The sequence below is a fragment of the Streptomyces sp. NPDC090741 genome, assembly GCF_044769045.1.
Taxonomy (GTDB): Bacteria; Actinomycetota; Actinomycetes; order Streptomycetales; family Streptomycetaceae; genus Streptomyces.
The window spans coordinates 369,837-396,560 of record NZ_JBIVXF010000009.1 but is presented as its reverse complement, the minus strand read 5'-3'; the positions used below and the strand labels follow the sequence as shown (position 1 = coordinate 396,560).

Here is a 26,724-nt window from a genome sequence, read left to right as displayed (position 1 = left end):
GTCGCCCTTCCGTGGCAGGGGTTTGTAGGGTTGAGGCGTGAACTCCCCTGACTCCCCCGAGGCGCCCGCGCCCTCCTGCTCCGCCAAGGGCTGCCGCGACGCGGCCGTCTGGGTCCTGGCGTGGAACAACCCGAAGCTGCACACGCCGGAGCGCCGCAAAACCTGGCTGGCGTGCGAGGAGCACCGGGAGCACCTCTCCCAGTTCCTAGGGGTCCGCGGGTTCCTCAAGGACGTCGTGAAGCTCGACGAATGGGTGCAGCCGGAGGGCTCGGAGCGCCTGTAGCGGCATCGGCGGGGCGGTCGCCTGCCGGCGCGCGGTGGCCGCCGTCAGCCGCCGATCGCGGACATCGGCCGGTCCGGCTGGAGGAAGGACGGGTCGTCGAGTCCCGACCCGGCCTTCTTGCCCCACATCGCCACCTTCCACAGGCCGGCGATCTCCTCGTCCGGGGCGCCCGAGCGCAGCGCGGCGCGCAGGTCCGACTCCTCGGTGGCGAACAGGCAGGTACGGATCTGACCGTCGGCCGTGAGCCGCGTACGGTCGCAGGCCCCGCAGAACGGGCGGGTGACCGAGGCGATGACGCCGACGGTGGCGGGGCCGCCGTCGACCACCCAGCGCTCGGCCGGGGCGGAGCCGCGCTCCTCGGCACCTTCCTCGGTCAGCGTGAAGCGGGTGCGCAGCGAGGCTAGGATGTCACCGGCGGTGATCATGCCGTCGCGCTTCCAGCCGTGCTGGGCGTCGAGCGGCATCTGCTCGATGAAGCGGAGCTCGTACTCGTTCTCCACGGCCCAGGCGAGCAGGTCGGGGGCCTCGTCCTCGTTCAGGCCCGGCATCAGGACGGCGTTGACCTTGACGGGGGTCAGGCCGGCCTCGCGGGCCGCGGCCATGCCGTCGATGACGTCGCGGTGGCGGTCACGCCGGGTGAGGGTCTTGAAGACCTCGGGTCGCAGGGTGTCCAGCGAAACGTTCACCCGGTCCAGTCCGGCGGCTTTGAGCGCCTGTGCGGTGCGCTTGAGTCCTATGCCGTTGGTGGTCAGGGACATCCGGGGGCGCGGCTCCAGGGCCGCGCACTGCTCGACGATGCCGACCAGGCCGGGCCGGAGCAGCGGTTCACCGCCGGTGAAGCGGACCTCGGTGATCCCGAGCTGCGTGACGGCGATCCGGATCAGCCGGACGATCTCCTCGTCGGTCAGCAGATCAGACTTTCCGAGCCACTGCAGACCCTCCTCGGGCATGCAGTACGTACAGCGCAGATTGCACCGGTCGGTAAGTGAGACGCGCAGGTCAGTGGCCACGCGGCCGTAAGTGTCGAGAAGCATTTCGGGCCCCCTCCCTGTCCGGTCCATAGAGACGTCCGCGCCACTTCGGCTACATGCCTGGCGCTGTATTCGAGCCTACGCGACGGCTGCGAGGCGTAGGGATGCCCAAATGAACGAGACGCGGCGTGGCCGCGTCGTAGAGAAGTACGACGCGGCCACGTTGCGTGCTCGGCTCATCTCACGATGAGCACAGTGTCAGTGAGCGCCCGTTCCCGTAAGGGAGCGGACCTCAAGCTCCGCGAACTTCTGGGGGTCGGCCTTCTCCTTGGACAGGACGGTGCCCAGCCAGCCCAGCAGGAAGCCGAGCGGGATCGAGACGATGCCCGGGTTCTCCAGCGGGAACCAGTAGAAGTCGGCGTCCTTGAACATCGAGGTGGGCTTCCCGGAGACGACCGGGGAGAAGAGCACCAGGACGACCGCTGAGACGAGGCCTCCGTAGATCGACCACAGCGCGCCCTGGGTGCTGAACCGCTTCCAGAAGAGGCTGTAGAGGATCGTCGGCAGGTTGGCGGAGGCGGCGACCGCGAAGGCGAGGGCGACGAGGCCGGCGACGTTGAGGTCGCGGGCCAGGGTCCCGAGGCCGATGGCGACGGCGCCGATCACGACCGTGGACCAGCGGGCCGCGCGGACCTCCTCCTGCTCGGTGGCGTTCCCCTTGCGGATCACGTTCACGTACAGGTCGTGGGCGAAGGACGAGGAGGAGGCGAGGGTGAGCCCGGCCACGACCGCGAGGATGGTGGCGAACGCGACCGCTGAGATCACGGCGAGCAGGACCGCGCCGCCCGTGGAGCCGGCTCCGCCGCCGACTTCCTGGGCGAGCAGCGGGGCGGCGGTGTTGCCGGCCTTGTTGGAGTTGAGGATGTCGGTGCGGTTGAGCAGGGCCGCGGCGCCGAAGCCGAGGGCGATGGTCATCAGGTAGAAGGCGCCGATGATGCCGATGGCCCAGTTCACGGACTTGCGGGCGGCCTTGGCCGTGGGCACCGTGTAGAAGCGGATCAGGATGTGCGGCAGGCCGGCGGTGCCGAGTACGAGTGCGATGCCGAGCGAGATGAAGTCCAGCTTCGTCGTCGCGTCCTTGCCGTACTTGAGTCCGGGCTCCAGGAACTTGGCGCCCTGGCCGCTGTTCTCGGCCGCCTTGCCGAGCAGGTCGGAGATGTTGAAGTTGAACTTCAGCAGCACCAGGAAGGTGATGAGCAGGGCGCCCGCGATGAGCAGGACGGCCTTGATCATCTGGACCCAGGTGGTGCCCTTCATGCCACCGATGGTGACGTACAGGATCATCAGTACGCCGACCAGCGCGACGACGGCGACCTTGCCGCTGTCGCTGGTGATGCCGAGGAGCAGCGAGACGAGCACGCCGGCGCCGGCCATCTGGGCGAGCAGGTAGAAGATCGAGACGACGATCGTGGAGGTGCCGGCGGCGGTGCGGACGGGCCGCTGCCGCATCCGGAACGCGAGCACGTCGCCCATCGTGTAGCGGCCGGAGTTGCGCAGCGGCTCGGCGACGAGCAGCAGGGCGACCAGCCAGGCCACGAGGAAGCCGATGGAGTAGAGGAAGCCGTCGTAACCGAAGAGCGCGATGGCGCCGGCGATGCCGAGGAAGGACGCGGCGGACATGTAGTCGCCGGAGATGGCCAGGCCGTTCTGGAAGCCGGTGAACTGACGGCCGCCCGCGTAGAAGTCGGCGGCGTCCTTGGTCTGGCGGCCGGCCCAGATCGTGATGATGAGGGTGGCGACGACGAACAGCCCGAACAGGGTGATGATCAGCGGCCGGTGCTCGGTGGCGCCTGCGGCCACGTTCCCCGCGAGGTGGAGGGGGAGGGCGTCGCTCATTCGCCGGCCTCCATCCGCGCCTTGATAGCCGCGGCCTTCGGGTCGAGCTTCGCGGCGGCGTGCCGGGAGTACAGCCAGGCGATCAGGAAGGTCGTCGCGAACTGGGCGAGGCCGAGCACGAGGGCGACGTTGATGTTGCCGAAGAGCTTGGTCCCCATGAACTCGCCGGCGTAGCTGGACAGCAGGACGTAGAGCAGGTACCAGGCGATGAAGGCCACGGTGAGCGGGAAGGCGAAGGACCGGTAGGAACCGCGCAGTTCGGCGAATTCGGCGCTCTGCTGGACGGCGGTGAACTCTTCGGCCGTGGGGCTCGCCGTAGGGCTCGCCGTGGGCGTTCCCGCGCTGCCGTGGGGCGGCGCTGCTTCGGTGGTCACGGGGGGCTCTCCTTGTGACGCGGGTGCGGTGGGGACGACGGACAAAACAACCTCCGTGTGGGGGGGACGGTGGCGCTGATCCCCCCTTGTCAACGGCACGTACGGCGCGTCGGGACGGTTCAACACCCGTTGATTCTTCGGATGATTCTTCGGAATCTGATTTCGTCGAACTGATGGCGGAAAGTCGTACGTCGGCACTAGGTTCACTTGTCATGAACCCGCCGTCCGGCGCGACCCCGCGCGGACGGCTTCTTTCACGGATGATGTGGAGAACCCATGGCTCATCTGGGACCCGGCCGCCGGCGAATCGCCGTTCCGGTCGGCCTGGCGCTCACCGCCTCGCTCGCCTTCCTGCCCTCGGTCGCGGCCTCCGCCGCCCCGCTGGGCAACACGGCGGGTACGGCGGCCGCGGCGAAGCCCGACACCACCGGCCCCAAGCTCTCGTACGTCGCGAACCTGACCACGTACGCCTCGGTGAAGGCCGCGAAGAAGGCCGTCGAGCGGGCCGGTGGAACGGTGGTGACGTCCTATGAGCAGATCGGGGTCGTCGTCGCACACTCCCAGAACCCGGACTTCGCCAAGCAGCTGCGCGCGCAGCGCAGCCTCTTCGTGTCGGTCGGCGCCACCCGGACGGCCCCCCTCCAGACGGTGGCGACCACCGAGGAGGGCACGACGCAGAAGCTCAGCGCGGCGGACGCCGCCAAGGCGGCGGCGACGGCCACGGACGGTCAGGAGCCGCTGGAGCCCAACCAGTGGGACCTGCGGGCGATCAAGGCCGATCAGGCACACAAGATCAACGATGGCAGCCCCGACGTCACCGTGGGCGTCATCGACACGGGTGTCGACGACACCCACCCGGACCTCGCCCCGAACTTCTCCAAGGGCCAGTCGGCCAACTGCGTCGGCGGCGTCGCGGACACCACGGACGGTGCGTGGCGCCCGTACCCCGACGGCAGCGACCACGGCACGCACGTGGCCGGAACCATCGCGGCCGCGCGCAACGGCATCGGCGTCGCGGGCGTCGCACCGGGCGTGAAGGTCGCCGCGATCAAGGTGAGCGAGCCGGGCACCAGCCTGTTCTTCACCGAGGCGGTCGTCTGCGGCTTCATGTTCGCCGCCGAGAAGGGGATCGAGGTGACCAACAACAGCTACTACGTCGACCCGTGGCTCTACAACTGCAAGGCGGACGACGACCAGAAGGCGCTGGTGGAGGCCCTCGGCCGGGCGACCAAGTACGCCGAGCGCAGGGGCGTGCTCAGCGTGGCCTCGGCGGGCAACTCGAACCACGACCTGGCGTCGAACGCCATCGTCGACAACACGAGCCCGGACGACGCCACCCCGGTCCCGCGCACGATCGACCCGCACGTCTGCCTGGACATCCCCACCCAGCTCCCGGGTGTGGTCACGGTGAGCGCGACCGGCGACCAGGGCTTCCGGTCGTACTACTCCAGCTTCGGGCTGGGCGTCGTCGACGTCGCCGCCCCCGGCGGCGACAAGTGGCAGGTTCCGGCCACCCCGGACGCCAACGGCCGCGTGCTGTCGACCGTGCCGGGCGGCGGCTACGGCTACAAGCAGGGCACCTCGATGGCCGGCCCGCACGTGGCGGGCGTGGCGGCGCTGCTGAAGAGCGCGCACCCGAAGGCCACGCCGTCCCAGCTCCAGGCCATGCTGAAGGCCCAGGCCACGAAGACGGCCTGCCCGGAGAAGGTCTACGACGCGACGGGCGCGCTGGTCGACGCCGCCACCTGCCAGAGCAAGTGGGGCCAGACCGGGTACTACGGCTACGGCGTGGTGGACGCGCTGAAGGCCGTGAAGTAGCGCCTCGACCGCTTGAACGGGAGGGGCCGGCCCAGGGGATTCCCCCCGGGCCGGCCCCTCCCGCCGTTCGGCACCGTCAGGGCTTGATGAGCACCTTCAGCGCGCTGCGGTCGTCCATCGCGCGGTAGCCGTCCGGGACCTCGTTCAGGGACACGGCCCGGTCGAAGACGGGCGCCGGGTCGATCGCGCCGCTCAGCACGTCCTCCAGCAGCTCCGGGATGTACGCGCGCACGGGCGCGACGCCGCCGCGCAGGCTGATGTTGCGGTCGAACATCACGCCGAGGTCGAGGCCGGTGCCGCTGCCGTGCGGGACGCCGACGTAGCCGATGGCCCCGCCGTCGCGGGTGATGTTCACGGCGGTGCGCATGGACTGCTCGGTGCCGACGGCCTCGATGACCGCGTGGGCGCCCTGGCCGCCGGTGAGCTCGCGGACGGCGGCCTCGGCGGCCTCCCCGCGCTCGGCGACGACGTCGGTGGCCCCGAAGAGCTTGGCTATGTCCGTACGGACGGTGTGGCGGCCCAGTGCGATGATCCGCTCGGCGCCGAGACGCTTGGCGGCGAGGACCCCGCACAGGCCGACCGCGCCGTCGCCGACGACGGCCACCGTGGAGCCCTTGCGGACGCCCGCGCCGAGGGCGGCGTGGTGCCCGGTGCCCATGACGTCGGAGAGGGCGAGCAGGCCGGTCAGCAGGTGGTCGTCGGAGACGGCCGCGGCGGGCAGCTTCACGAGGGTGCCGTCGGCGTGCGGGACGCGGACGGCCTCGCCCTGGCCGCCGTCGAAGCCGACGGAGCCCCAGAAGCCGCCGCCCACGCAGGAGGTGTACAGGCTCTCGGAGCAGTAGTCACAGGTGCCGTCGGACCACATGAAGGGGGAGACGACGAGGTCGCCGGCCTTCAGGCCGGACACGGCCGAGCCGGTCTCCTCGACGACGCCGAGGAACTCGTGGCCGATGCGCTGGCCGGGCTGGCGCGCGGCCTCGCCGCGGTAGGCCCACAGGTCGCTGCCGCAGATGCAGGCACGCAGGACGCGGACGACGGCGTCCTCGGGGCGCTGGATCGCAGCGTCGGGCACCTCCTCCACGCGGATGTCGTGCGGGGCGTGGATGACGGTGGCGAGCATGGGTGTGCAGCCCTCCGGATCAGTTGGTTCAGTCTTGTAGGACTTCCCTACGGTACGCCTGCGCGAGTGCGCCGGTGGCCAGCAGGTACTGGGCGGCGACGTAGGTGGCCATGATCCAGAAGTCGGGGCGCGGCAGCTGCGGCCAGTCGGCGACCCCGGTGGCGATCAGCGTGTCGGAGAGCAGGAACAGCGCCCCGCCGAGGCCGGCGCGCAGGCCGAGGGCGCTGGATCGGTAGGCCATGGCGGTGAGGAGCAGGCTGTACCCGGCGACCGGGATGCGCAGGTCGGCCGGCAGGTCCCCCCAGAGCAGCGCGACGGTCCCGACGAGCGCCAGGGCGTACGCGCTCCCGAGCGCGGGATGCGTTCCGCCCCGGCCGAAGAGGACGAGGTAGCAGACGTGCCCGGCGGCGAAGGAGCCCATCCCGACGAGGAAGGCGGGGTCGGCGTCGAAGAGGAGGGCCAGGTCCCCGCCCCACCCGAAGAGCAGGGCCGCGATCAGCAGGCGGGGCGCCCGCCTGCCGCCCCCGTGTCCGTGAAGGCAGGCGTACGCGACGAGCAGCGGCATCAGCAGCGGCTTGGCGAGGACGTGCCCGAGGCGCCAGTCGGCCAGCAGCGAGCCGAGGTCGAGGGCGGTGGCGACGGCGAAGGCGCCGAGCAGGACGCGGCCGGCGGCGCCGGCTCCCTCGGGCACGGGCCGCGCCCAGGAGGGCGTACGGAACGCACGGGAGTCGGTGTCGCTCACGCGGCGTGCTCCGAGGTCTTCGCGGGGGCGGCGGACTCGGCCGCCTGGGCCGCCTCGGCCGCCTCGGCCACCTCGGCCACCTCGGCCACCTCGGCCGCCACCGGGGCGGCGGGCTGCCAGCCGGGGCCGCGGAAGACGCGTCCGGCGCGCTCGCGCCAGCTGCGGGCGGCTCGGACGTCGCGGGCGATGGCGGCGTACTCGTGGGTGGCGACGCGCAGGGGGTTGTAGGTGCTGATGTTCTTGGTGAGCCCGTAGACGGGCTGGTCGGTCTCCCCCACCCAGGATCCGAACATCCGGTCCCAGATGATCAGGATCCCGCCGAAGTTGCGGTCCAGGTAGCCGCCCTGGGAGGCGTGGTGGACGCGGTGGTGGGAGGGGGTGTTGAAGACGTACTCGTAGGCCCGCGGGAGCTTCCCGATGCGCTCGGTGTGGACCCAGAACTGGTAGAGGAGGTTGATGCCGTAGCAGAACGGGATCGCGGCCGGGTGCACGCCGAGGGCGACCATCGGCAGGTAGAACCACCAGGTGGTGGCGCTGGTCCAGGGCTGGCGCAGGGCGGTGGTGAGGTTGAAGTTCCGGCTGCTGTGGTGGACGACGTGGCAGGCCCACAGGATGCGGATGACGTGGTGGAGCCGGTGCTGCCAGTAGTAGAGGAAGTCCTGGACCAGCAGCATCAGCAGGGCGGTCCACCACAGGAACGGAACGCGCAGCGGGGTCAGTTCGTAGACCGCCGTGAAGACCGCGACGACCGGGATCTTCCAGAGCAGGTCGAAGCCGATGCTGCCGATGCCCATGGCGACGCTCGTCGCCGCGTCCTTGGCGTCGTAGCCGGCGGTGTCCTCGTCGGGATGGAGCCGGTAGCTCACCACCTCGATGACGGTGAGCAGCACAAAGGCGGGTATGGACCACAGCACGACATCGGGCAGGTTCGGCATGCCCGCACCATAGAGCGGGTTCGGGGGCGCCGCTAGGGGTTGTTACCGATCGGTATCCATCGGGGTTACCGGCGGTTCGCGCGATAATCTCCGGGCCGGGGGGAGGGCGGGGGGATGACGGGCTTCGAGACGGTTCTCCTACGCGTGGCGGGGACGGCGGCGGGGGCGCTGGTGAAGTCCCTGCCGGGCCGCACGCCGGGCGCGGGCCTGACGGCGGATCCGGCCGCACCGGCCCCGAGCCGGCGCCGCCCGGCCGAGCTCGGCGAACCGGAGATCCGCCGCCCGGCCCGGACCATGGCGTCCCGCCCGGCCCCGGCGTGCGAGCCCCTGCCGGAGCACGAACGCCGGCCGGCAGGGCGTGGACGGGCTGACCATCGCGGGGAACGGGCAGTACCGCCAGTCGGTCCGCGAGGTTCCGTTGCCCGGACTGGCGAGCCTGCAGACCGCCACTCACCCGGCTGCGTCTGCGGGAGTGCACGGGCGAGGTCGGCCTCTCCCCGCCGGCCGGCTTGGACTCCCTGTTCATCGAGCTCGACCGGCGCACTGCCGTGACGGGCATCGACCGGATCGCGCCGGAGCGGCTCAGGACCATCGTCCGAGCCGCCCCGGCAAGGGGAACGGCACGTCACCAGACGCGGACCGAACCGCCCTTGGCGAAGGCCGGGCTCGTGGCTTCCGGCGGGACCGCCGTCAGGGGCTCGGCGATCTCCGCGACCGTCGGGCCGTGCTTGGCGGCGAGCCCGTCCAACAGGGCCAGGTCGAAGCCGTACACGCGGGCCGCGTTGCCGCCGGCCATTGCGGCCACCTCGTCCCTCGGGAGGCCCGCGTAGGCGATGCGGAGGCCCTCGCGGGAGAAGGGGGTGGTGCCCTCGTCGTGGGGGTAGTCGCTGCCCCACATGATCTTGTCGAGGCCGATCCGGTCCCGCAGCGGGACCTCGTGGGGGCGCATGAAGCTGGCCCCCACGAAGCAGTTGTCCCGCCAGACCTCGCTCGGGCCCCTGCCCATCGCCTCCGCCAGGCCCGCCCCGAATTTGGACTCGGCCGTGGCCGACGCCGCGACCAGGCGGCCGTGGTAGTAGTCCAGCATCTCCATGACCCCCGGGATCCAGCCGGAGCCCTGCTCCGTCAGGACCAGCTTCAGGCCGGGGTGGCGGCGGAACGCCCCGCCGAAGATGAGGTGCCACAGGGCGCGGTGCGAGAACCAGGTCGTCTCGACCATGAAGACCGCCCTCGCGGCCGGTTCGTCGCCGAGCGGCGGCGAGGCCGAGCCGCCGTGGTGGTTGACCGGGACGTCCAGCTCGTCGCACACCGCCCAGATCGGGTCGTACGCGGCCGAGTACAGCTCGGGGACCGACGAGCCGGGCGGGACGCCGGGCAGCAGGATCCCGCCCGTCAGGCCGGCTTCCCGCGTGCGGCGGACCTCCTTCACCGCCGCGTCCACGTCGTTCAGCAGGATCTGGACCACACCCGCCCGCCGCCCCGGCGCGTCCGCGCAGAAGTCCGCCAGCCAGCGGTTGTGCGCCTGGAGCCCCGCCCAGCGCATCGTGTACTCCGCGGCCGTCGGCGGCTGGGCCATGAGCGAGGCCTTGGGGAAGAACGGCGGGATCGTGTTCGGGAAGACCACCTCCGCCACGATGCCGTCCGCCTCCAGCTCGGCGAGCCGGCGAGCCGAGTTCCAGTTGCGGTCCGCCGTGTCCGCGAGGAGGTCCTCGTACGGGTTCACGTAGGTGGCGGCCCAGGCGTCGAACTCCTCGTGGTACCGCTTCTCCAGGTACGGCTTGTAGTCCAGCAGGTCCGCGCCCGCGTGGCAGTCCGCCGAGATGACCGTGTACCGGTCCGTGTCCGTCATCGGTCCACCCCCAAGGCGGGGAAGTCCTCGCCCGTCAGCCAGTGGCGGCCCGTCTCCCGCGAGCGGGCCCAGGAGGACTCCACCGACGCCTGGTCGGCCGGCTGGCCGAGCTCCGCCGGGGTCGGGCCGATCCGGCGGGCGAGCGGGGCCAGCTTCTGCGTGTCGAAGCCGAAGACCTCGGCCGCCGCCAGCCCCAGCATCCGGCGGGTCTCGCCGACCGGGATGTCGTGGAAGGTGTTCTTCAGCCAGGTCCGGGTGCGCGGCCAGGTCCCCTCGGGGTGCGGGAAGTCCGAGCCCCACAGGATGTTGTCCACGCCGATCTCGTAGCGCTGGGCGAGCTCGCGCCGCTTGGTGTTCGTCGCGCAGATGAACACCTGGCGGTCCAGGTACTCGCTCGGCGGGCGCTTGAGCTCCTCGAACGGCGACAGCTTCTTGCCGCCGTGCGCGCCGAGGTAGAGCCGGTCCATGAACCACAGCTGGTTCGGCAGCCACCAGCAGCCCGACTCGGCGACGCCGAACCGCAGCCCCGGGTGCCGCTCGAAGACCCCGGACCAGAGCAGGAACCACAGCGGGCGGGACGGCCACCACGTGACCTCGGAGACGAAGATGCCGAGGTGGTCGCCGTACTCGTGGCGCGGCGAGGACCCCGAGTGGGTGACGATCGGCATCCGCGTCTCGGCCGCCGCCGCCCACACCGGGTCGTAGCGGCGGTCGTGGTACGGCGCCTTGTCCACCCACATCGCGGGGATCATCAGCGCGCCCAGTCCGGACTCCTTGGCCCGGTGTATCTCGGCGACGACCTTCGACGGCTCGCCCGTGATGGGCAGCAGGGCGACCCCGCAGTGCCGCTCGGGGGTCTCGGAGACGAACTCCGCCAGCCAGCGGTTGTGCGCCTGCGCGCCCGCCATGCCGAGCTCGGGGTCCTGGTCGCCGGAGAGCCCGAGGCCCACCCCGAAGGGGGCGGCGGTCTGGCTGTCCACGGCGTCGGCGTCGGGGAAGACGACCTCGGCGGCGACCCCGTCGCCGTCGAGCTCCTTCAGGCGCTGCGCCGTGTCCCAGCCGCCCCTGAGGCCTTCCTCGTGATCGTGGAACCACTTCTCGGCGAAGGCCTCGTTGCGGACGCCGAGGCGTGTGGCCTCGGCGCGGCGGGCGTCGCGCTGGCCGAGGAACTCGTCGAACTGGGGGTGGAAGCGGGAGTCGAGGTACGGGCGGTACTGCTCGGTCGGCAGTCCCGCGTGGCAGTCGGAGGAGATGATCAGGTACGGGTCTTCGTACGCGCTGCTGTCGTTCACGGTCTCACTCACTGCAAACGCTCCTCAGTCGAGGATGAAGCTCTCCAGGTAGGCGGGGTTGGCGCGGTCGAGCATCGACTGCGACCGGGCGCGGATCTGCCGGTCGCTGTGCTCGCTCGCCGGGAGCATCCAGAAGCGGTCGGCGCGGATGCCGTCGACGACGTGCTCGGCGACCTCCTCGACCGGGGTGAAGTCCACCTCGTGGCCGGCCTGCTTCATCGCGGCCTCGTACTGGTCGAGGCTGCGGTACGGGGTCTTGCGCGGCCGCTGCTTCGCGTACCGCTCGGGCCGGTTGCGGTGCGACTCCCACAGCCCGGTGCGCAGCATGTGCGGTCCGGGGAACAGGACGGAGGCGCCGATGGCCGCGCGTTCCGCCTTGAGGTGCGCGTACAGCGACTCGGTCATGGTGACGACGGCCGCCTTGGTGACGGCGTAGACGGAGGCGGTGGGCAGCGGGGCGATGCCGCCGTCGCCGGAGGAGGTGTTGACGACGTGGCCGGGGCCGCCGCCCGCGATCATGCGCGGGACGAAGGCCTGGATGCCGTGGAAGACGCCCCAGACGTTGACGGAGAAGGCCCACTTCCAGTCGTTGGGCTCGTGCTCCCACATCCGGCCCTCGGCGCCGGAGCCGACGCCCGCGTTGTTGCAGAGCACGTGCACGGCGCCGAAGGCGTCGTACGCGGCGTCGGCCAGCGCGATCACGGAGTCGCGGTCACTGACGTCGACGAGCCGGGCCAGCACCTGGGCGCCGTCGGCGGTCAGCTCGTCGGCGGCCTTGCGCAGGGCCCCCTCCTCCACGTCGGCGAGGACGACCTTCAGCCCCTCGGCCGCGAAGCGGCGGGCCATCGCGAGACCGATGCCGCTCGCGGCGCCGGTGACGACGGCCACCTGTCCGGGTTCGAGCCGCATGTCACACGCTCCCCTCGGGCGGGCCGTCGAGGATCTGCATCGGGTCGTCGTAGCGCTGGTGGACGTACGGGAGGAGGGCCCGGGCGCTGACGCGCTCGACGACGCGACCCTTCTGGTCGGTGGTCTTCTCGCCGATGGTGATCTCCACGATCCGGCGTACGGGGAGGTCGGCGACGGGGTCGAACATCGACTCGCGCAGGACCACGTCACCGGTGATGTGCTCCAGCTTGCGGACCTTCTCGTTGCGGGTGACGTGTACGAGCACCGGGTCGGCGTCGAAGCCCGAACCGTCCACCGCCGGGAGGAATTTGAAGTAGAAGTCGGTCTTGGCGGCGGGCTCGGGCAGCGGCAGTTCGCGGTCCACCGCCCCGCGCACCTCCACGAAGGCGATCCCGTGCCGGGCCAGGGACGCCCGTATGACCAGGCCCTCGCGCTCGACGTCGACCTCGCCCAGCTTCTTCGGCTCGCCGAAGACCTCGCGGCCGCCGATCAGGGCCCGCTCGTGGGTCATCGGCATGACCAGCGGGTACCAGCCTTCGACCCCGTCGTGCTGGGCGGCGACGGCCACCGAGCCGGCGCCGAGGGGGTAGCCGGGCAGGTCGACCTTGCTGATGTTGGCCCGTACGAGGGGCCGCTCGGCGGGCTTGAGCGGCGGCGGCAGGACGGCCGCCACCACGTCCGGGTCGCTCTCCCAGACCGCCACCACTCCGGTGGACCAGATGTCGGGGAGCCGGGAACTCTTCTCGCGCGACGCCGTGATCTCGGCCTCGGTGCGCGCTCCGTACCGTACGCGTGCCATGTCTCGCACCATCCCTCGTCCTTGAGCGGATCGGTTCTGTAACACAGTTACACCGCGACCGATGAAGGGTAAAGACCCCTGCACGGACCAGAACTGACGATCCGACAGATTGGCGGGAGACGGCCATGGCCAGAACCACGCTCACCCGTGACGAGGTACTGGCGGCGGCCGCCTCCCTGGTCAAGCAGCACGGCCCGGCCGCCCTCACCATGCGCAAACTCGCCGCCGAGCTGGGCACGGCGGTGACCTCCATCTACTGGCACGTCGGCAACCGCGAATCGCTGCTCGACGCCCTCGTGGAGCGGACCGTCCAGGAGATGGGCGCGATACGGCCGGCCGGCCGCACCCCCGTCGAGCGGATCCTGTCCGTGGCCCGGACCCTGCGCCGCGAACTGCGCGAGCGGCCGCACCTGATCGCGATGGTCCACGAACGCGGCCTCACCGAGCGGATGTTCCTGCCCGCCCAGCAGGCCCTGGTCCACGAGGTGCACGCGGCCGGGCTGCGCGGGGCGCGGGCCGCCGACGCCGTGCGCGCGGTCCAGTTCCAGATCGTCGGGTACCTCCTCGTGGAGCGCAACCGCGAGCGCTCCCCCACCCAGTCCCCCGCCGAGAGCGACCTCTGGGACCCTGCCGTGGCCCCCGACGACCCGGAGCTCGCCCGCGCCCTCGCCCGCCCGGCCGACCCGGAACGCCTGTTCCTGCTCTCCCTGCGCGCCCTCGTCCGCTCCCTGCTGGCATCCCCGAACCCACCCCTGCGGTAATCCGGTTTGCGGACCCCGCGCTCGGGCGGCCGAACCCGTCGGGCACCGGGTGTCAGTCGGTGCCGATATCCTCTGTGACCATGCTCGACGACCGTACGACCGCAGAGACGACGTGGCCGACCGCGTACCCCGAGGGGTACGCGGTCGTCGACGTGGAGACGACCGGGCTCGCTCGCGACGACCGGATAATCTCCGCCGCCGTCTACCGGCTCGACGCGCAGGGCAACGTCGAGGACCACTGGTACACCCTGGTCAACCCCCAGCGGGACCCGGGTCCGGTCTGGATCCACGGACTGACCAGCGACATGCTCCAGGACGCGCCGCTCTTCAAGGACATCGCCGAGGAGTTCGCGGGCCGGCTCGCGGACCGGGTGCTCGTCGCGCACAACGCCATGTTCGACTGGCAGATGATCGCCCGGGAGTACGCGCGGGCCGCCGAGACCGCGCCGGTCCGTCAGCGGCTGTGCACCATCGCCCTGTCGAAGGAGCTGAACCTCCCGCTGCCCAACCACAAGCTGGAGTCGCTCGCCGCGCACTTCGGCGTGGTCCAGCAGCGCGCCCACCACGCGCTCGACGACGCCCGCGTGCTCGCGGAGGCGTTCCGTCCGTCGCTGCACGCCGCCGCGCGGGACGGCGTACGGCTGCCCCTGCTGGAGTGCCGGCCGCTGACGGAGTGGTCGGACTCCCCCGTCACCCCGCGGATCGGCCACCAGGCCTCGTACGGGAGCTCCGGCTGGCGGCCCTCGCGCAAGCGGCCGCCGTGTCCGCACCCGAACCCGGGGCGCTTCGAGGACGGCGAACCGCTCAAGCAGGGCATGCGGATCGCCTTCTCGGGTGACACCTCGGTGGACCGGGAGCTGCTGGAGGACCGGGCGATCGAGGCGGGGCTGCACGTCGCGACGAGTGTGTCGCGGCTCACGAGCCTGCTCGTGACGAACGACCCCGACTCGGCCACCTCCAAGACGGTCAAGGCGAAGTCCTTCGGTACGCCGGTGGTCGACGAGGCGGCCTTCACCCAACTGCTGCGGGACGTGGCTGCGGCAGACGGGTGAGCGTCGGGCGACTCGCCCGGCGCCCGCTTTCCCGTCCCGCCCGTCCGGTCCCACCCTGTGGCGCATGGCACGTTGTGAGGTCTGCGGAAACGATTACGGCATGTCCTTCGAGGTGCACGCGCAGGGCAGCGTGCACGTCTTCGACTGCTTCTCCTGCGCCATCCACCGCATGGCGCCCATCTGCGAGCACTGCCGGGTGCAGATCATCGGACAGGGCGTCGAGGTCGGGGGCCAGTGGTTCTGCGGGGCGCACTGCGCCCGCGCGGAGGGGAAGGTGGGCATCGTCGACCGCGTGTGACCCTCCCCGCCCCCGTCACTTCCCCTCTCCCTCCCCTCTCCCTCCCCTCCCTCCCCTCCCCTCCCCCGTCCCTCCCCCTCCCCCTCTCCCTCCCCGACCCCGGACGGCCACCCGGCCGCCGGGGTCTTCTCGGCTGGGGGTACCGTCGTGGGCGTGTACCGCTTTGTGCTGACCCGGCAATGGGTGTGCCTCACCCTCATCGCCCTCGCCCTCATCCCCGCGATGATCAAGCTCGGGTTCTGGCAGTACCACCGGCATGAGCACCGGGTCGCGCAGAACGAGCTGATCGCGGCGAACCTGTCCGCGAAGCCGGTGCCCGTGACCGAGGTGACCTCCCCCGGCCACCAGGTCCCGCGGGCCGACTTCTGGCGCGCCGTCACCGCCACCGGCACGTACGACACCGCGCACGAGGTCGTCGTACGGATGCGCACCGACAACGACGACAAGGTCGGCTTCCACGTCCTGACCCCGCTGGTGCTCGCCGACGGCCGGGTGGCCCTGGTCAACCGCGGCTGGGTGGCGGGCGGCGACGACCCGCGCGCGTACCCGCCCGTACCGGCCGCGCCCTCGGGCGAGGTGACCGTCACCGGGCGGCTGAAGGCCGACGAGACGAGCGGCGGCAGCGGAATCAAGGACCGCAAGGGCCTGCCGGACCGCCAGGTGATGCTGATCAACAGCGCCCAGCAGGCGGAGTACCTGGGCAAGCCCGTCCTCGGCGGCTACATGGAGCTCACCGCTCCGGCCGCGGCGGGCGGCAGCCCCGAGCCGGTCGCCGACCCCGACCACGACTCGATCGGCCCGCACATGGCGTACGCCGTGCAGTGGTGGCTGTTCGCCGCGTCGGTACCGGTGGGCTGGCTGGTCCTCGTACGGCGCGAGAAGCGCGACCGCGCGGCGGCCGCGGCGGCCGGCGCCGACCCCGATCGGGAGCCGGCGCCGACGGCGTAGCGTGTCGGCATGGATCTTGGACTGAAAGACCGTGTCTACATCGTCACCGGAGCCACCCGCGGCCTGGGCTTCGCCTCGGCCCGCGAACTGGCGGCGGACGGCGCGAAAGTGATCGTGACGGGCCGCGACGCGGCGCGCGCCGCCGAGGCGGCGGCCTCGCTGGGTCCGAACGCCGTGGGCGTCGCCGCGGACAACTCCGACCCCCGGGCGGCGGCCGCGCTCGTCGCCACCGCGAAGGAACGGTTCGGCCGCCTCGACGGCATCCTCATCAGCGTCGGCGGCCCCGCCCCCGGTTCGGCGGCGAGCAACACCGACGAGCAGTGGGCGGCGGCGTTCGAGTCGGTCTTCCTGGGCGCGGTACGCCTGGCCCGCGCGGCGGCGGCCGAGCTGGGCGAGGGCGGGGTCATCGGCTTCGTCCTGTCGAGCTCGGTCTACGAGCCGGTCCAGGGGCTGACGATCTCCAACGGCCTGCGGCCGGGGCTGGCCGGCTTCGCCAAGTCCCTGTCGGTGGAGCTCGGACCGCGCGGCATCCGCGTGGTCGGGCTGCTCCCGGCCCGGATCGACACCGACCGCGTCCGCGAGCTCGACGCCCTGTCGGGCGATGCGGCGGCGGCCCGCGCGGCCAACGAATCCGGCATTCCGCTGCGGCGCTACGGCACCCCGGAGGAGTTCGGCCGCTCGGCGGCGTTCCTTCTCTCGCCCGCGGCCTCGTACCTGACGGGCATCATGCTCCCGGTCGACGGCGGCGCCCGCCGCGGCTTCTGACGCCCCCTCCCTCCCCTGCGCCACGGTCCAGGGGGTGTCTTACCGGATCGGGCCGGATCAGGGAGCGGTGTCTGGTGCCGTGCATCGCAAGGCGGACGAGGGAGTCGACGCGGTGGGGGCACCTCCCGGCGGTGGCTGGGGGACGTCGGCGAGTGAGGACAACGCGGCGAGGCGCGGCACCAGACGCCGCGAGCCCGGCCTGATCCGTAAGACACCCCCTAGGTGACGCGCCGGGCCCGGTGGGAGGTGATTCGGAAGCGGGCCTCCGCGGGCAGTTCGGGGAGGCCCGCCGACCGGCGGGCGTGGCTCAGCACCGGCCCGGCCAGCTCCGCCAGGGCGTCGGCCGGGACGGCATGCGGCTCCAGTTCCAGCTCCACCCGCAGCTTCGGGGCCGTGCGCCGGCTCCGGCGCCCCTGCCGGCCGCGCAGGACGACGCTGCACCGGGCGACCCCGTCCAGTGCCCCCGCCTCCGCGGCCACCGCCTCCTCCAGGGCCCGCCCGCGCAGTACCGCGAACGCCCCGTCGCCGGTGTCCACCAGCACCGCGGGCAGCCGCGGGCGCCGCAGCTGCGCCAGCAGCCACCACAGGGCGAGTACCACGCACACCCCGAGCCCGGCGAGCACCGCCCACCACCACCAGCCCTCGGCGTGCCAGTACCGCTCGCGGGTCGCCTCGCCCAGCAGCGGCTCGTGGCGGCCGCCGAGCGGCCGCAGCGCCGTCAGCACCGCCACCCCGGCGGCCAGCAGCACGGCGCCGATGATCCCGAGCAGGATCCGGTTCACCGTCCCGAGCATCCCCTCACCCCTTCCCGACGGGGGCCCGGGTGACGCGTACCCGCGACCGCGGCGCGTGCGCGAGGCCCAGTTCCCCGATGCCGACGGCCAGGACCTCCTCCAGGTCGGCCCGTACGTCGTCCAGCTCGCGGAAGTGGGACTCCGCACGGACCGCGACGCGGGACCGCCGCACCGCGACCCGCGCCGACCGCACCCCGGACACCTCCATGGCCCGGTCCCGGAGCACCTGCGCGGCGGCCTTCCGGCCGAGCCCGGCCCGTACCTCGGCGTCCGGGTCCGGCGGCCGCATCGGCAGGATCCCGCGGAGCCCGGGGGTCAGCGCGAGGAACAGGAGCACCGCCCCGGCCACGGCGAGGGCCCCGGCGCCGATCAGCACCCCCGGGTCGGCGGGGGTGTGCCGCTCCAGCTGGTCGGCCAGCTGTCGGCGCCACTCCATGCCGGGTCGGTGGGTCCGTACGGCGGCGAGGTCGTAGAGGAACAGGCCCGCCGCCCCGAGCACGGCCAGGGCGGTCAGCGCGGCCGGAATCCGCCGGGCGGAGCGGAACCGGGCGACGCGGACGGGAACCGGCGCCTGATCGGGGGCCGGCGCCCGGCCGGGGGCGGGCGCCGTCACCGCAGCTTCCGGTCCCGTACGGCGGCGGTGCGGGTGTGCGCGGAGTGCAGGTGCTCGATGTCGATGTCCACCTCGGGTACGGACATGGCGGCGCACTCCTCGATGCGGCGGACCACTTGATGGCGTACGGCCGCACACTGGGCGGCGAGGTCGGAGGGGTATTCGAGCTCCAGGCTCACCCGTACCCGGGCGATGTCGTGGTGCACGGTGACGGTGGCGTGCGGGGCGCCCGCCACGGCGCCGCCCGCCGAGCCGGCCCGATCGGCTTCGGGCGGCCCGTCCGGCTGCGCGGTGAGCGCCTCCCTCGCGGCCTGGGCCGCGATCTTGGCGACGACCCGGTCGGCGATCCGGGTGGCCCCCCGATCGGCGGGAGGGACCCGCTGCGGGGTCGCCCGTGGCGTGCTCATCGGGGCCTCACTTGTCGCGGTCGCGGGGGCGGAAGAAGTCGCCGGGCTCCAGGTCCCCCTCCAGGAACCGGCCGACGACACAGCCGATGGCGCCGAGCGCCGCCACCAGCAGGAAGGCCCCGAACCCGCCGAAGTATCCGGCGAACGCGAGCGCCATGCCGGCGAAGAGGCCGACGACCGTCATCCTCATACGGGCTCCTTCACTGGAGTCGGGACTCCGGCTCCTCGTCGGGCTCGTCGGGGAGCTTGACGTCGCTGACCGCGATGTTGACCTCGACGACCTCCAGGCTCGTCATCCGCTCGACGGCCGAGACGACGTTCTCACGGACGGCCCGGGCCACGTCGCGGATCGACACGCCGTAGTCGACGACGATCTCCAGGTCGAGGGCCGTCTGCACCTCGCCGACCTCGGCCTTGACCCCGCGGGTGACCGAGGACTTCGCCCCGCCGGGGACGCGGTCGCGGACGGCGCCGAAGGTACGGGCGAGGCCGGTGCCGCTGCCCATGGCGTGGACGCCGACCACCTCGCGGGCGGCGAGTCCGGCGATCTTCTCCACCACCCCGTCGGCGATGGTGGTGCGGCCGCGGTCGGCCGGGCTTCGGGAGGCGCCCCCGGATGCGGATTCGGTCATCGCGTGTCCCTTCGCGCGGATGGACTCACTCCGCACCACGGTAAGCGCGGGGCGGCGGTGGCGCGCCGGGACTACGCCGGTCGGCCGGGAACGGACCCCCGCCACTGCTTGACCTCAACTGCGGTTGAGGTCGGAGAGTGGCCGGTGATCAAGGCCGAGAGGCCGTTTTCGGACAGGGAGAACATCATGCGGGCGATACGGGTGGACGGGTACGGCGGTCCGGAGGTCCTGGTGCCGGTGGAGCTGCCGGATCCGCTCCCGGGCGCGGGCGAGGTGGTGGTCCGGGCCGAGGCCGTGGACACGATCTTCGTGGAGACCCAGATCCGCGGGGGCTGGGGCGAGTCCTTCGGCATCCACCCGCCGTACGTGCCGGGCGGCGCGGCCGCGGGGACGGTCGTCGCGGTGGGCGAGGGGGTGGACCCGCACTGGCGGGGCCGCCGGGTGGTGGCCGCCCCGGGTACGAAGGGGACGTACGCGGAGCTGGTCCGGGTCCCGGTGGAACTGCTGGTCCCGGTTCCGGACGGCCTGGAGTCCGCGGAGGCGGCAGCCCTGGCGCACGACGGGGTGACCGGTTCGGGCATCGCCGAGGGCGTCGGGATCAAGGCGGGCGACCGGGTGCTGATCCTGGGCGCGGCCGGCGGGATGGGGACGCTGCTGGTGCAGTTCGCGGTGGCGGCGGGGGCGTACGTGGTGGGGGCGGCGCGGGGCGAGCGGAAGCTCGCGCTGATCCGGGAGCTGGGCGCGGACCGGGCGGTGGACTACACGGAGCCGGGCTGGACCGGGGCGGTCGGCGGTCCGGTGGACGTCCTGCTGGACGGGGTCGGCGGCGAGCTGGGCCTGGCCGGCTTCGGGCTGGTCCGGGACGGCGGGCGGGTCTCGGCGCACGGCGCGCCGAGCGGCGGCTTCACCGCACTGGACCCGGCGGAGGCGGAGCGGCGCGGGATCGCCCTGCGCGGGATCGCGGAGGTCCAGTTCCCGCCGGCGGAGATCACCCGCCTGGCGGGCTTCGCCCTGGCCGAAGCGGCGGCGGGGCGGCTCCGCCCGGTGATCGCACGCAGGTTCCCGCTGGCGGACGCAGCGGAAGCCCACCGCGCCATCGAGGCGCGCGCCATCCCGGGCAAAGCCCTCCTGATCCCCTGAGGTCAGTCCGAGAGGCCGGCCAGGTCGCGCAGGCGGCGGGCCTGGGCGGCGCGCTCCGCCGAGCGCTGGGCATCGTAGGGCCGGGATCCGGCATCGCGGAGCAGGGCCTTCGTCTCGATGACGGCATCGCGCGGCGGAGCCAGCAGCGCCGTCGTGAGGTCCTGCACCGCCGCGTCCAGCTCATCGGCCGGTACGACCAGGTTGGCCAGCCCGACCCGCTCGGCCTCCTCGGCATGCACGAAGCGGCCCGTCGCGCAGATCTCCAGCGCGCGGGCATAGCCGACCAGCGAGGTCAGCGGCTGCGTCCCGGCCAGGTCGGGCACGAGACCCAGGCTGGTCTCGCGCATGGCGAACTGCACGTCGTCCGCGACCACGCGCAGGTCACACGCCAGCGCGAGCTGGAAGCCGGCGCCGATCGCATGGCCCTGTACGGCGGCGATGGAGACGATGTCGTTGCGCCGCCACCAGGTGAATGCCTCCTGGTACTCGGCAATGGTGGAGTCGAGCAGCTCGTCCGAACCGCGCGCCAGATCGAGGAAGGACGGCTCACCCTCGAAACCTTCGGGGGTGAACGCCTGCCGGTCGAGTCCGGCGGAGAAGGACTTGCCCTCACCGCGCAGCACCACGACCCGGACGGTGCCCGGCAACGACCTTCCGGCCTCCGCCAACGCCCGCCAGAGCGCGGGGGACTGAGCGTTTCGCTTGGCCGGATTGGTCAGTGTCACCGTCGCGACCGAGTCGTCCACGGTGAGCCGTACGCCGTCCTTGTCGAGCAGAGCCATCGGTGTGCCTCCGGTGTGCAGTCGGCCGCAATCCCGGCCTAAGTGACTGCACAGTAACCACCCGGTCGACCGGAAGGCCGACCGGGGGTCACCGAAGGAACTACGGTGTGGGCAGGCGAGCGTGATCCGCCCCGGATCCGGGCCTGACGGCCTGGAGCGGGGTCAGGCCGAAGCCGCCTTCTTGCCGCGCGTCGCGCCACCGCGACCACGCAGAATGACTCCGGACTCGCTGAGCATCCGGTGGACGAATCCGTAGGACCGGCCGGTTTCCTCGGCCAGCGCACGGATACTCGCACCGGAGTCGTACTTCTTCTTCAGGTCTGCCGCGAGCTTGTCGCGCGCGGCGCCGGTTACCCGGCTGCCCTTCTTCAGAGTCTCGGCCACCCGTGCCTCCTCATGGGAAGTGCGCTCTGGACTTCTCATGATCACCCCTCCCCGGCTTCCTGGCCACCCATTCAGCAAGGTCGGTACGACGACATTTCCCGAGTCGTGGACACATCAGCAGAACGGAATCTTCTCTTCCGCTGCATGACGTCCGTCACACTTCTCCGCCCTCACCGGGAATCTCCAGGTCAGGGGCCGGACGACAGAAAACGGCGGCCCCGGCTGCGTACCCGGGCGGGCACGGCCGGGGCCGTCGTACAGAGCGCAGAGGTACGAGACCGTCTCACTCAGATGATGGATCACGCCTGAGCCGAATGATCCATAAGGAACTGGATCACCGGCTCCGGGAGGATCAGGCGAGGGTGACGAGGTCCCGGTAGTCCGGGCCCCAGAGGTCCTCGACGCCGTCCGGGAGCAGGATGATCCGCTCCGGCTCCAGCGCCTCGACCGCGCCCTCGTCGTGCGTGACGAGGATGACCGCGCCCTTGTACGTGCGCAGCGCGCCCAGGATCTCCTCGCGGCTGGCCGGGTCCAGGTTGTTGGTGGGCTCGTCGAGGAGCAGCACGTTCGCGGAGGAGACGACCAGCGTGGCCAGGGCCAGACGGGTCTTCTCGCCACCGGAGAGGACCCCGGCCGGCTTGTCCACGTCGTCGCCGGAGAAGAGGAAGGAGCCGAGCGTCTTGCGTACGGCGACCAGGTCCAGGTCGGGCGCGGCCGAGCGCATGTTCTCCAGGACGGTGCGCTCGGGGTCGAGCGTCTCGTGCTCCTGGGCGTAGTAGCCGAGCTTGAGGCCGTGGCCGGGGGTGACCTCGCCGGTGTCCGGCTTCTCGGCGCCCGCGAGCAGCCGCAGCAGCGTGGTCTTGCCGGCGCCGTTGAGGCCGAGGATGACGACGCGGGAGCCCTTGTCGATGGCCAGGTCTACGTCGGTGAAGATCTCCAGGGAGCCGTACGACTTCGACAGGCCCTCGGCGGTCAGCGGGGTCTTCCCGCAGGGCGCCGGGTCCGGGAAGCGCAGCTTGGCGACCTTGTCGGAGACGCGGACGGCGTCCAGGCCGGCGAGCAGCCGGTCGGCGCGCTTGGCCATGTTCTGGGCGGCGACGGTCTTGGTGGCCTTGGCGCGCATCTTGTCGGCCTGCGAGTTCAGCGCCGCGGCCTTCTTCTCGGCGTTCTGGCGCTCGCGCTTGCGGCGCTTCTCGTCGGCCTCGCGCTGCTGCTGGTAGAGCTTCCAGCCCATGTTGTAGATGTCGATCTGGGACCGGTTGGCGTCAAGGTAGAAGACCTTGTTGACCACGGTCTCGACCAGGTCCACGTCGTGGGAGATCACGACGAAGCCGCCGCGGTAGTTCTTCAGGTAGTCGCGCAGCCAGACGATCGAGTCGGCGTCGAGGTGGTTCGTCGGCTCGTCGAGGAGCAGGGTGTCGGCGTCCGAGAAGAGGATCCGGGCGAGCTCGACGCGGCGGCGCTGACCGCCGGAGAGGGTGTGCAGAGGCTGGCCGAGGACCCGGTCGGGCAGGCTCAGGGCGGCCGAGATGGTCGCGGCCTCGGACTCGGCGGCGTACCCGCCCTTGGTGAGGAACTCGGTCTCCTGGCGTTCGTACTGCTTGAGCGCCTTCTCGCGGGTGGCGCCGGCGCCGGTGGCGATGCGCTCCTCGTTCATGCGCATCTTCTTGAGCAGGACGTCGAGACCGCGGGCGGAGAGGATCCGGTCGCGGGCCAGGACGTCGAGGTCGCCGGTGCGCGGGTCCTGCGGGAGGTAGCCGACCTCGCCCGAGCGGGTGATGGACCCGCCCGCGGGCTGGCCCTCGCCGGCGAGGCACTTGGTGAGCGTGGTCTTGCCCGCTCCGTTGCGGCCGACCAGGCCGATGCGGTCGCCCTTGGCGATGCGGAAGGAAGCGGACTCGATGAGGACGCGGGCGCCGGCGCGCAGCTCGACGCCGGTGGCGGTGATCACGGAAATACTCCAGGGCGGGGGGACGGCGGAAGGGGGGCAGGACGCGATGCTTCGACGCCGCTAATCCGCGAGGAGATTTGCCATGGGATTCATTCTACCGGGGGTGCGCAACCGGTTTGGGGGGACGCCCGGCCCTTGACAGGTCCCCCGTTCGGCGCAGGGATCGCCCCGGTGGGCCGCGGCACGTATCAGGATGGACCGGGTGATACTCGCCGCAGGGGCGGCCACGTTGAATCGAGGCGGTGCGGGATGCAGTTCGACGATGACGCCGATCTGGACACATCCGAGGTCAAGGATGTGCGCAGCGGCCGCATCCCGGGCGGGCGGGCGACGATCGGCGGCGGCATCGCGGGCCTCATCGCACTGATCCTCGGGCTGATCTTCGGCGTGGGCCCGGACCAGCTGGGACTGTCATCCGGGAACCCGGAGCCGGCGGCGACCTCCTCGTCCGTCAGCGAGGTGCAGCAGACCTGCCGGACCGGCCGGGACGCGAACACGCGGGAGGACTGCCGGCTGGTCGCGGTCGTCAACAGCACGCAGGACTTCTGGAAGAACGAGTTCACCCGGCGCGGCGGCCGCTACACCCCGGCGTCGACGGTCTTCTTCACAGGCCGCGTGAACACCGCCTGCGGGACCGCCACCTCGGCGGTCGGCCCCTTCTACTGCCCCGCCGACCGGCAGGTCTACCTGGACCTGGGCTTCTTCGACGAGCTGCGGACGAAGTTCGGCGCGAGCGGCGGCCCCTTCGCCCAGGCCTATGTCGTCGCGCACGAGTACGGGCACCACATCCAGAACCTGACCGGAACCCTGCAGAAGGCCCAGGACGGGCGGCAGGGTGCGAACAGCAACGCGGTCAAGGTCGAGCTGCAGGCCGACTGCTACGCCGGGGTGTGGGCACACAACGCGACGAAGACCCCGGACAAGTCCACGGGCCGGCCGCTGATCACCAGCCTGACCGACCAGGACATCAAGGACGGCCTGGACGCGGCGGCCGCGGTCGGCGACGACCGGATCCAGGAGAAGTTCCAGGGCCGGGTGACCCCGGAGTCCTGGACGCACGGCTCTGCCCAGCAGCGCCAGCAGTGGTTCTACCAGGGCTACCGCACGGGTGACATGGCCCAGTGCAACACCTTCCGCTGACGGTCGGCGGCGCCTGCCATGCTGTGACGCAGGTCACCGTCACGAGAGGGAGTGGTCGTCATGGCAGGGGTTCCGTCCATCTGTCCCACACTGCGTTATCGCGACGCGAAGGCTGCCATCAAGCTGCTGACCGAGGCTTTCGGCTTCAGTCAGGTCGCGGTGTACGAGGGCGAGGACGGCTCGGTGATGCACGCGGAGCTGGCCTACGGCAACGGCCTGGTGATGCTGGGCAGCAAGGGCACCGGCAGCGTCTTCGACAAGTCCATGGGGGACGGCGGGCCCGTGGGGGTCTACGTGGTGGTCGACGACGTGGACGCCCATCACCGGCGGGCCGCGGAGCACGGCGTGGAGATCCTGATGGAGCCCACCGACCAGGACCACGGGTCCCGCGACTACATGGCCAAGGACGCCGAGGACAACATCTGGAGCTTCGGGACGTACGCGCCGCAGGTCTGAGACCCGCGGCGCGTTCCTCCGTACGGACGGCCGCGGGCGCTACGCGCCGCCGGTGTGGACCTGGAAGGCGGCCCGGCGGACCGCCTTGGCCAGGGCCGGATCCGGGTGCGCGGCCGCCAGGGCGACCAGGACCTGGACGGTGCGCGGATGGCCGACCGCGCGGACCTCGTCCAGCAGCCGCGGGACGGTGGTCCGGACGGCCGAGTCGAGGTGGCGCGCCAGCAGGTCCGCCTCGCCGTGGTCGGCGATGGCGGCCGCCGTGTCCACCCAGAGCCAGGTCGTCTCCTCGGCGGTGAGCACGTCCTGCGCCTCGTCGGGATCGACCCCGTCGTGCTCGGCGAGCCAGAGCAGGGCGTAGGGCCGCAGGGCCGCGTCGCGTACGGCGGCGCGCACCTCGGGTTCGGCCGGGGCGCCGACCACCCGCAGGGCCTCGAAGGCGAGCCCGCGCAGCAGGGCGTCCTCGCCGCGGGCGGCGTGGAGCAGTTCGCTGACGGCGTGGCCCACGGGCCGGGCGGCGAGCCAGGCCTGGTACTCGGCGCGGGCCGGTCCGGGGGTGAGCCGGGCGCAGCCGTGCAGCATCGCGGCGGCGGACTGCTCGATGTTCCCGGCGGGGCTCTGCGCGGCGACGCAGATCTGTTCGAGCTTGACCCAGACGGCCCAGCTGCCGAGCGGGGTGAGGGCGGCCTGCGCGGGGCCGAGGGTGACGGCGTCGACGGCGGCGAGCCCGCCGAGCGCCCAGCGCAGCAGCCGCGCGAGCGGCACGGGCGCCGTGTGGCCGATGGCCTCGGGGGCGGTCTCGGTGTCGGCCGCCGAGGCGGTGTCCGGTGTCCCGTCGGCGGGCGGGATCTCGCGCGCGGGGGCGTCGTACGGGATCTCGCAGCGCTCGTCGCGCAGTTCGGTGACCCGCTGCCCGAGCAGGTCCAGCAGGTCCGGAACGGTCACGGGACCGGCGGACAGCTGGAGCAGGGACAGCAGTTGGGGCATCGCCTCGACCACCTCCGCGACGACCGCGGGAGCGATGTCGGCGGGGGCCGGGTGGACCAGCGACCAGGCGTCGAACAGGGCCACCCAGCCGCGCAGTACGGCGGTGTCGTCGCGGTCCCAGGCGCGCAGCCGCCAGCCGGGCCGGGCCTGGCCGCCGTGCACCTCGACGAGGCCCGCGAGCCGGGTGCGGTCCCATCCGACCCGGATCTGCCCGTGTGTCAGGTTCAGTTCACGGGCGGCGCGTTCGACGTCGGCGGCGGGCAGCGCTCCCGCCGGGGCGGGCCTGCCTCCGTCGCCGGCACCGAGGTTGAGCTCGGCCCAGCGGGCGAGCCGTACCGCGTCGGCCAGCGAGGCCCGGGCCCGCCTCGCGAGTTCGGCCGTGGCCGGGGTGCCCGCCGGGGGCCGGGAAGCGGAACGGGCGCGCCGGTCGGTCACCGCCTTGCGGGCCGCGGCGACGGAACGCGGGGAGACGAGTCGGAGTCTGGAGTCGCGAGCCAACTGCTCATCAGGCTTTCGGGACGTCACGGAAGCAGTCTCGCCCGTCACCGGCCGAAAGCCCAAACGGAACCAGCCATTATCGCCACTCGGCAGAGGGACATACCGGGAGAATGACCCCTCCCTGTCCCGTC

The 26,724-nt window shown here is 72.2% G+C and carries 29 protein-coding genes; 10 read left to right on the top strand and 19 right to left on the bottom strand.

The genetic code is table 11. From position 1 onward, the window contains the following. Nucleotides 1–37: 37 nt before the first annotated feature. Complete coding sequence (locus ACIQU4_RS25485; protein ID WP_403734900.1) at nucleotides 38–283, top strand: hypothetical protein; 246 nt, start codon at nucleotides 38–40, stop codon at nucleotides 281–283. Between the two features lie 44 nt (nucleotides 284–327). Here the strand turns inward: ACIQU4_RS25485 and moaA are convergent, their stop codons facing one another. The 3 genes from moaA to ACIQU4_RS25470 form a co-directional block, all read right to left on the bottom strand. Then, nucleotides 328–1,317 carry a GTP 3',8-cyclase MoaA gene (gene moaA / locus ACIQU4_RS25480; RefSeq protein WP_403734898.1) on the bottom strand — a complete coding sequence of 330 codons (990 nt, stop codon included), beginning with the start codon at nucleotides 1,315–1,317 and terminating at the stop codon, nucleotides 328–330. Between the two features lie 195 nt (nucleotides 1,318–1,512). Next, a complete protein-coding gene (locus tag ACIQU4_RS25475) occupies nucleotides 1,513–3,150 on the bottom strand; it encodes a cation acetate symporter (protein WP_403734895.1) in 1,638 nt (545 codons plus the stop codon). Further along, nucleotides 3,147–3,524: a DUF485 domain-containing protein gene (locus ACIQU4_RS25470; RefSeq protein WP_403734892.1), complete on the bottom strand. Its 378-nt coding sequence runs from the start codon at nucleotides 3,522–3,524 to the stop codon at nucleotides 3,147–3,149. Before ACIQU4_RS25470 ends, ACIQU4_RS25475 begins: the two co-directional genes overlap by 4 nt. A 276-nt stretch (nucleotides 3,525–3,800) precedes the next feature. Between ACIQU4_RS25470 and ACIQU4_RS25465 the strand changes: the two genes are divergently transcribed. Beyond that, the gene (locus ACIQU4_RS25465; protein ID WP_403734889.1) at nucleotides 3,801–5,342 is read left to right on the top strand and encodes a S8 family peptidase; all 1,542 of its coding nucleotides are present in this window, start codon (nucleotides 3,801–3,803) and stop codon (nucleotides 5,340–5,342) included. 76 nt (nucleotides 5,343–5,418) lie between these two features. Here ACIQU4_RS25465 and ACIQU4_RS25460 read toward each other — a convergent pair whose 3' ends face one another. The 7 genes from ACIQU4_RS25460 to ACIQU4_RS25430 all read right to left on the bottom strand — a co-directional run bounded on the left by ACIQU4_RS25460 (nucleotide 5,419) and on the right by ACIQU4_RS25430 (nucleotide 12,988). Next, entirely contained in the window at nucleotides 5,419–6,462 is a 1,044-nt protein-coding gene (locus ACIQU4_RS25460) for a zinc-dependent alcohol dehydrogenase family protein (protein WP_403734886.1), read from the bottom strand. 28 nt (nucleotides 6,463–6,490) lie between these two features. After that, a complete protein-coding gene (locus ACIQU4_RS25455) occupies nucleotides 6,491–7,204 on the bottom strand; it encodes a lysoplasmalogenase (RefSeq protein ID WP_403734883.1) in 714 nt (237 codons plus the stop codon). After that, nucleotides 7,201–8,139: a sterol desaturase family protein gene (locus tag ACIQU4_RS25450; protein WP_403734880.1), complete on the bottom strand. Its 939-nt coding sequence runs from the start codon at nucleotides 8,137–8,139 to the stop codon at nucleotides 7,201–7,203. The genes ACIQU4_RS25455 and ACIQU4_RS25450 overlap by 4 nt, the downstream gene beginning before the upstream one ends. Nucleotides 8,140–8,764: 625 nt before the next feature. Further along, nucleotides 8,765–9,988, bottom strand: a complete 1,224-nt coding sequence (locus ACIQU4_RS25445; protein WP_403734877.1) for an amidohydrolase family protein — start codon at nucleotides 9,986–9,988, stop codon at nucleotides 8,765–8,767. Next, nucleotides 9,985–11,292 carry an amidohydrolase family protein gene (locus tag ACIQU4_RS25440; protein ID WP_403734874.1) on the bottom strand — a complete coding sequence of 436 codons (1,308 nt, stop codon included), beginning with the start codon at nucleotides 11,290–11,292 and terminating at the stop codon, nucleotides 9,985–9,987. The genes ACIQU4_RS25445 and ACIQU4_RS25440 overlap by 4 nt, the downstream gene beginning before the upstream one ends. 12 nt (nucleotides 11,293–11,304) lie before the next feature. Then, entirely contained in the window at nucleotides 11,305–12,189 is an 885-nt protein-coding gene (locus tag ACIQU4_RS25435; protein ID WP_403734872.1) for an SDR family NAD(P)-dependent oxidoreductase, read from the bottom strand. Nucleotide 12,190: 1 nt separating this feature from the next. Then, complete coding sequence (locus ACIQU4_RS25430; protein WP_403734869.1) at nucleotides 12,191–12,988, bottom strand: acetoacetate decarboxylase family protein; 798 nt, start codon at nucleotides 12,986–12,988, stop codon at nucleotides 12,191–12,193. A gap of 125 nt (nucleotides 12,989–13,113) precedes the next feature. Here ACIQU4_RS25430 and ACIQU4_RS25425 point away from each other — a divergent pair, with 125 nt between their 5' ends. The 5 genes from ACIQU4_RS25425 to ACIQU4_RS25405 all read left to right on the top strand — a co-directional run bounded on the left by ACIQU4_RS25425 (nucleotide 13,114) and on the right by ACIQU4_RS25405 (nucleotide 16,812). Beyond that, nucleotides 13,114–13,749, top strand: a complete 636-nt coding sequence (locus tag ACIQU4_RS25425) for a TetR/AcrR family transcriptional regulator (RefSeq protein ID WP_403734867.1) — start codon at nucleotides 13,114–13,116, stop codon at nucleotides 13,747–13,749. A gap of 74 nt (nucleotides 13,750–13,823) precedes the next feature. Then, the gene (locus ACIQU4_RS25420) at nucleotides 13,824–14,801 is read left to right on the top strand and encodes a DEDDh family exonuclease (protein ID WP_403734864.1); all 978 of its coding nucleotides are present in this window, start codon (nucleotides 13,824–13,826) and stop codon (nucleotides 14,799–14,801) included. Between the two features lie 64 nt (nucleotides 14,802–14,865). Then, a complete protein-coding gene (locus ACIQU4_RS25415; RefSeq protein ID WP_403734861.1) occupies nucleotides 14,866–15,099 on the top strand; it encodes a hypothetical protein in 234 nt (77 codons plus the stop codon). A 153-nt stretch (nucleotides 15,100–15,252) separates the two neighbouring features. Then, on the top strand, nucleotides 15,253–16,047 hold the full coding sequence (locus ACIQU4_RS25410; protein WP_403734859.1) for an SURF1 family protein: 795 nt from the start codon (nucleotides 15,253–15,255) through the stop codon (nucleotides 16,045–16,047). A gap of 9 nt (nucleotides 16,048–16,056) precedes the next feature. Next, complete coding sequence (locus ACIQU4_RS25405; protein WP_403734856.1) at nucleotides 16,057–16,812, top strand: SDR family oxidoreductase; 756 nt, start codon at nucleotides 16,057–16,059, stop codon at nucleotides 16,810–16,812. A 218-nt stretch (nucleotides 16,813–17,030) separates the two neighbouring features. Here the strand turns inward: ACIQU4_RS25405 and amaP are convergent, their stop codons facing one another. Genes amaP through ACIQU4_RS25380 form a run of 5 tightly spaced genes read right to left on the bottom strand, consistent with a single transcriptional unit; the run spans nucleotide 17,031 to nucleotide 19,258 of the window. Continuing rightward, nucleotides 17,031–17,606 carry an alkaline shock response membrane anchor protein AmaP gene (gene amaP / locus ACIQU4_RS25400; protein ID WP_403734853.1) on the bottom strand — a complete coding sequence of 192 codons (576 nt, stop codon included), beginning with the start codon at nucleotides 17,604–17,606 and terminating at the stop codon, nucleotides 17,031–17,033. Between the two features lie 4 nt (nucleotides 17,607–17,610). Next, entirely contained in the window at nucleotides 17,611–18,219 is a 609-nt protein-coding gene (locus ACIQU4_RS25395; RefSeq protein ID WP_403734851.1) for a DUF6286 domain-containing protein, read from the bottom strand. Next, a complete protein-coding gene (locus ACIQU4_RS25390; protein WP_403734848.1) occupies nucleotides 18,216–18,626 on the bottom strand; it encodes a hypothetical protein in 411 nt (136 codons plus the stop codon). Before ACIQU4_RS25390 ends, ACIQU4_RS25395 begins: the two co-directional genes overlap by 4 nt. 7 nt (nucleotides 18,627–18,633) lie before the next feature. Then, the gene (locus tag ACIQU4_RS25385; protein ID WP_403734845.1) at nucleotides 18,634–18,816 is read right to left on the bottom strand and encodes a hypothetical protein; all 183 of its coding nucleotides are present in this window, start codon (nucleotides 18,814–18,816) and stop codon (nucleotides 18,634–18,636) included. 10 nt (nucleotides 18,817–18,826) lie between these two features. Next, entirely contained in the window at nucleotides 18,827–19,258 is a 432-nt protein-coding gene (locus ACIQU4_RS25380) for an Asp23/Gls24 family envelope stress response protein (protein ID WP_403734842.1), read from the bottom strand. A gap of 186 nt (nucleotides 19,259–19,444) precedes the next feature. On the opposite strand from ACIQU4_RS25380, the gene ACIQU4_RS25375 reads away from it, so the two are divergent. Beyond that, complete coding sequence (locus ACIQU4_RS25375; RefSeq protein ID WP_403734839.1) at nucleotides 19,445–20,398, top strand: zinc-binding dehydrogenase; 954 nt, start codon at nucleotides 19,445–19,447, stop codon at nucleotides 20,396–20,398. A gap of 2 nt (nucleotides 20,399–20,400) precedes the next feature. On the opposite strand, the gene ACIQU4_RS25370 is transcribed toward ACIQU4_RS25375, so the two are convergent. The 3 genes from ACIQU4_RS25370 to ACIQU4_RS25360 form a co-directional block, all read right to left on the bottom strand. Beyond that, nucleotides 20,401–21,180 carry an enoyl-CoA hydratase/isomerase family protein gene (locus ACIQU4_RS25370; protein ID WP_053692585.1) on the bottom strand — a complete coding sequence of 260 codons (780 nt, stop codon included), beginning with the start codon at nucleotides 21,178–21,180 and terminating at the stop codon, nucleotides 20,401–20,403. A gap of 162 nt (nucleotides 21,181–21,342) precedes the next feature. After that, complete coding sequence (locus tag ACIQU4_RS25365; protein ID WP_030163146.1) at nucleotides 21,343–21,564, bottom strand: helix-turn-helix domain-containing protein; 222 nt, start codon at nucleotides 21,562–21,564, stop codon at nucleotides 21,343–21,345. Nucleotides 21,565–21,916: 352 nt separating this feature from the next. Continuing rightward, nucleotides 21,917–23,515, bottom strand: coding sequence for an ABC-F family ATP-binding cassette domain-containing protein (locus ACIQU4_RS25360; RefSeq protein ID WP_403734836.1), 1,599 nt, complete (start codon nucleotides 23,513–23,515; stop codon nucleotides 21,917–21,919). A 249-nt stretch (nucleotides 23,516–23,764) separates the two neighbouring features. Here ACIQU4_RS25360 and ACIQU4_RS25355 point away from each other — a divergent pair, with 249 nt between their 5' ends. Both ACIQU4_RS25355 and ACIQU4_RS25350 read left to right on the top strand, forming a co-directional pair. Next, nucleotides 23,765–24,655, top strand: coding sequence for a neutral zinc metallopeptidase (locus tag ACIQU4_RS25355; protein WP_403734833.1), 891 nt, complete (start codon nucleotides 23,765–23,767; stop codon nucleotides 24,653–24,655). Between the two features lie 60 nt (nucleotides 24,656–24,715). Continuing rightward, nucleotides 24,716–25,111, top strand: coding sequence for a VOC family protein (locus tag ACIQU4_RS25350; protein ID WP_403734830.1), 396 nt, complete (start codon nucleotides 24,716–24,718; stop codon nucleotides 25,109–25,111). Between the two features lie 39 nt (nucleotides 25,112–25,150). Here ACIQU4_RS25350 and ACIQU4_RS25345 read toward each other — a convergent pair whose 3' ends face one another. Continuing rightward, the gene (locus tag ACIQU4_RS25345; protein ID WP_403734827.1) at nucleotides 25,151–26,620 is read right to left on the bottom strand and encodes a hypothetical protein; all 1,470 of its coding nucleotides are present in this window, start codon (nucleotides 26,618–26,620) and stop codon (nucleotides 25,151–25,153) included. Between the last annotated feature and the right edge of the window lie 104 nt (nucleotides 26,621–26,724).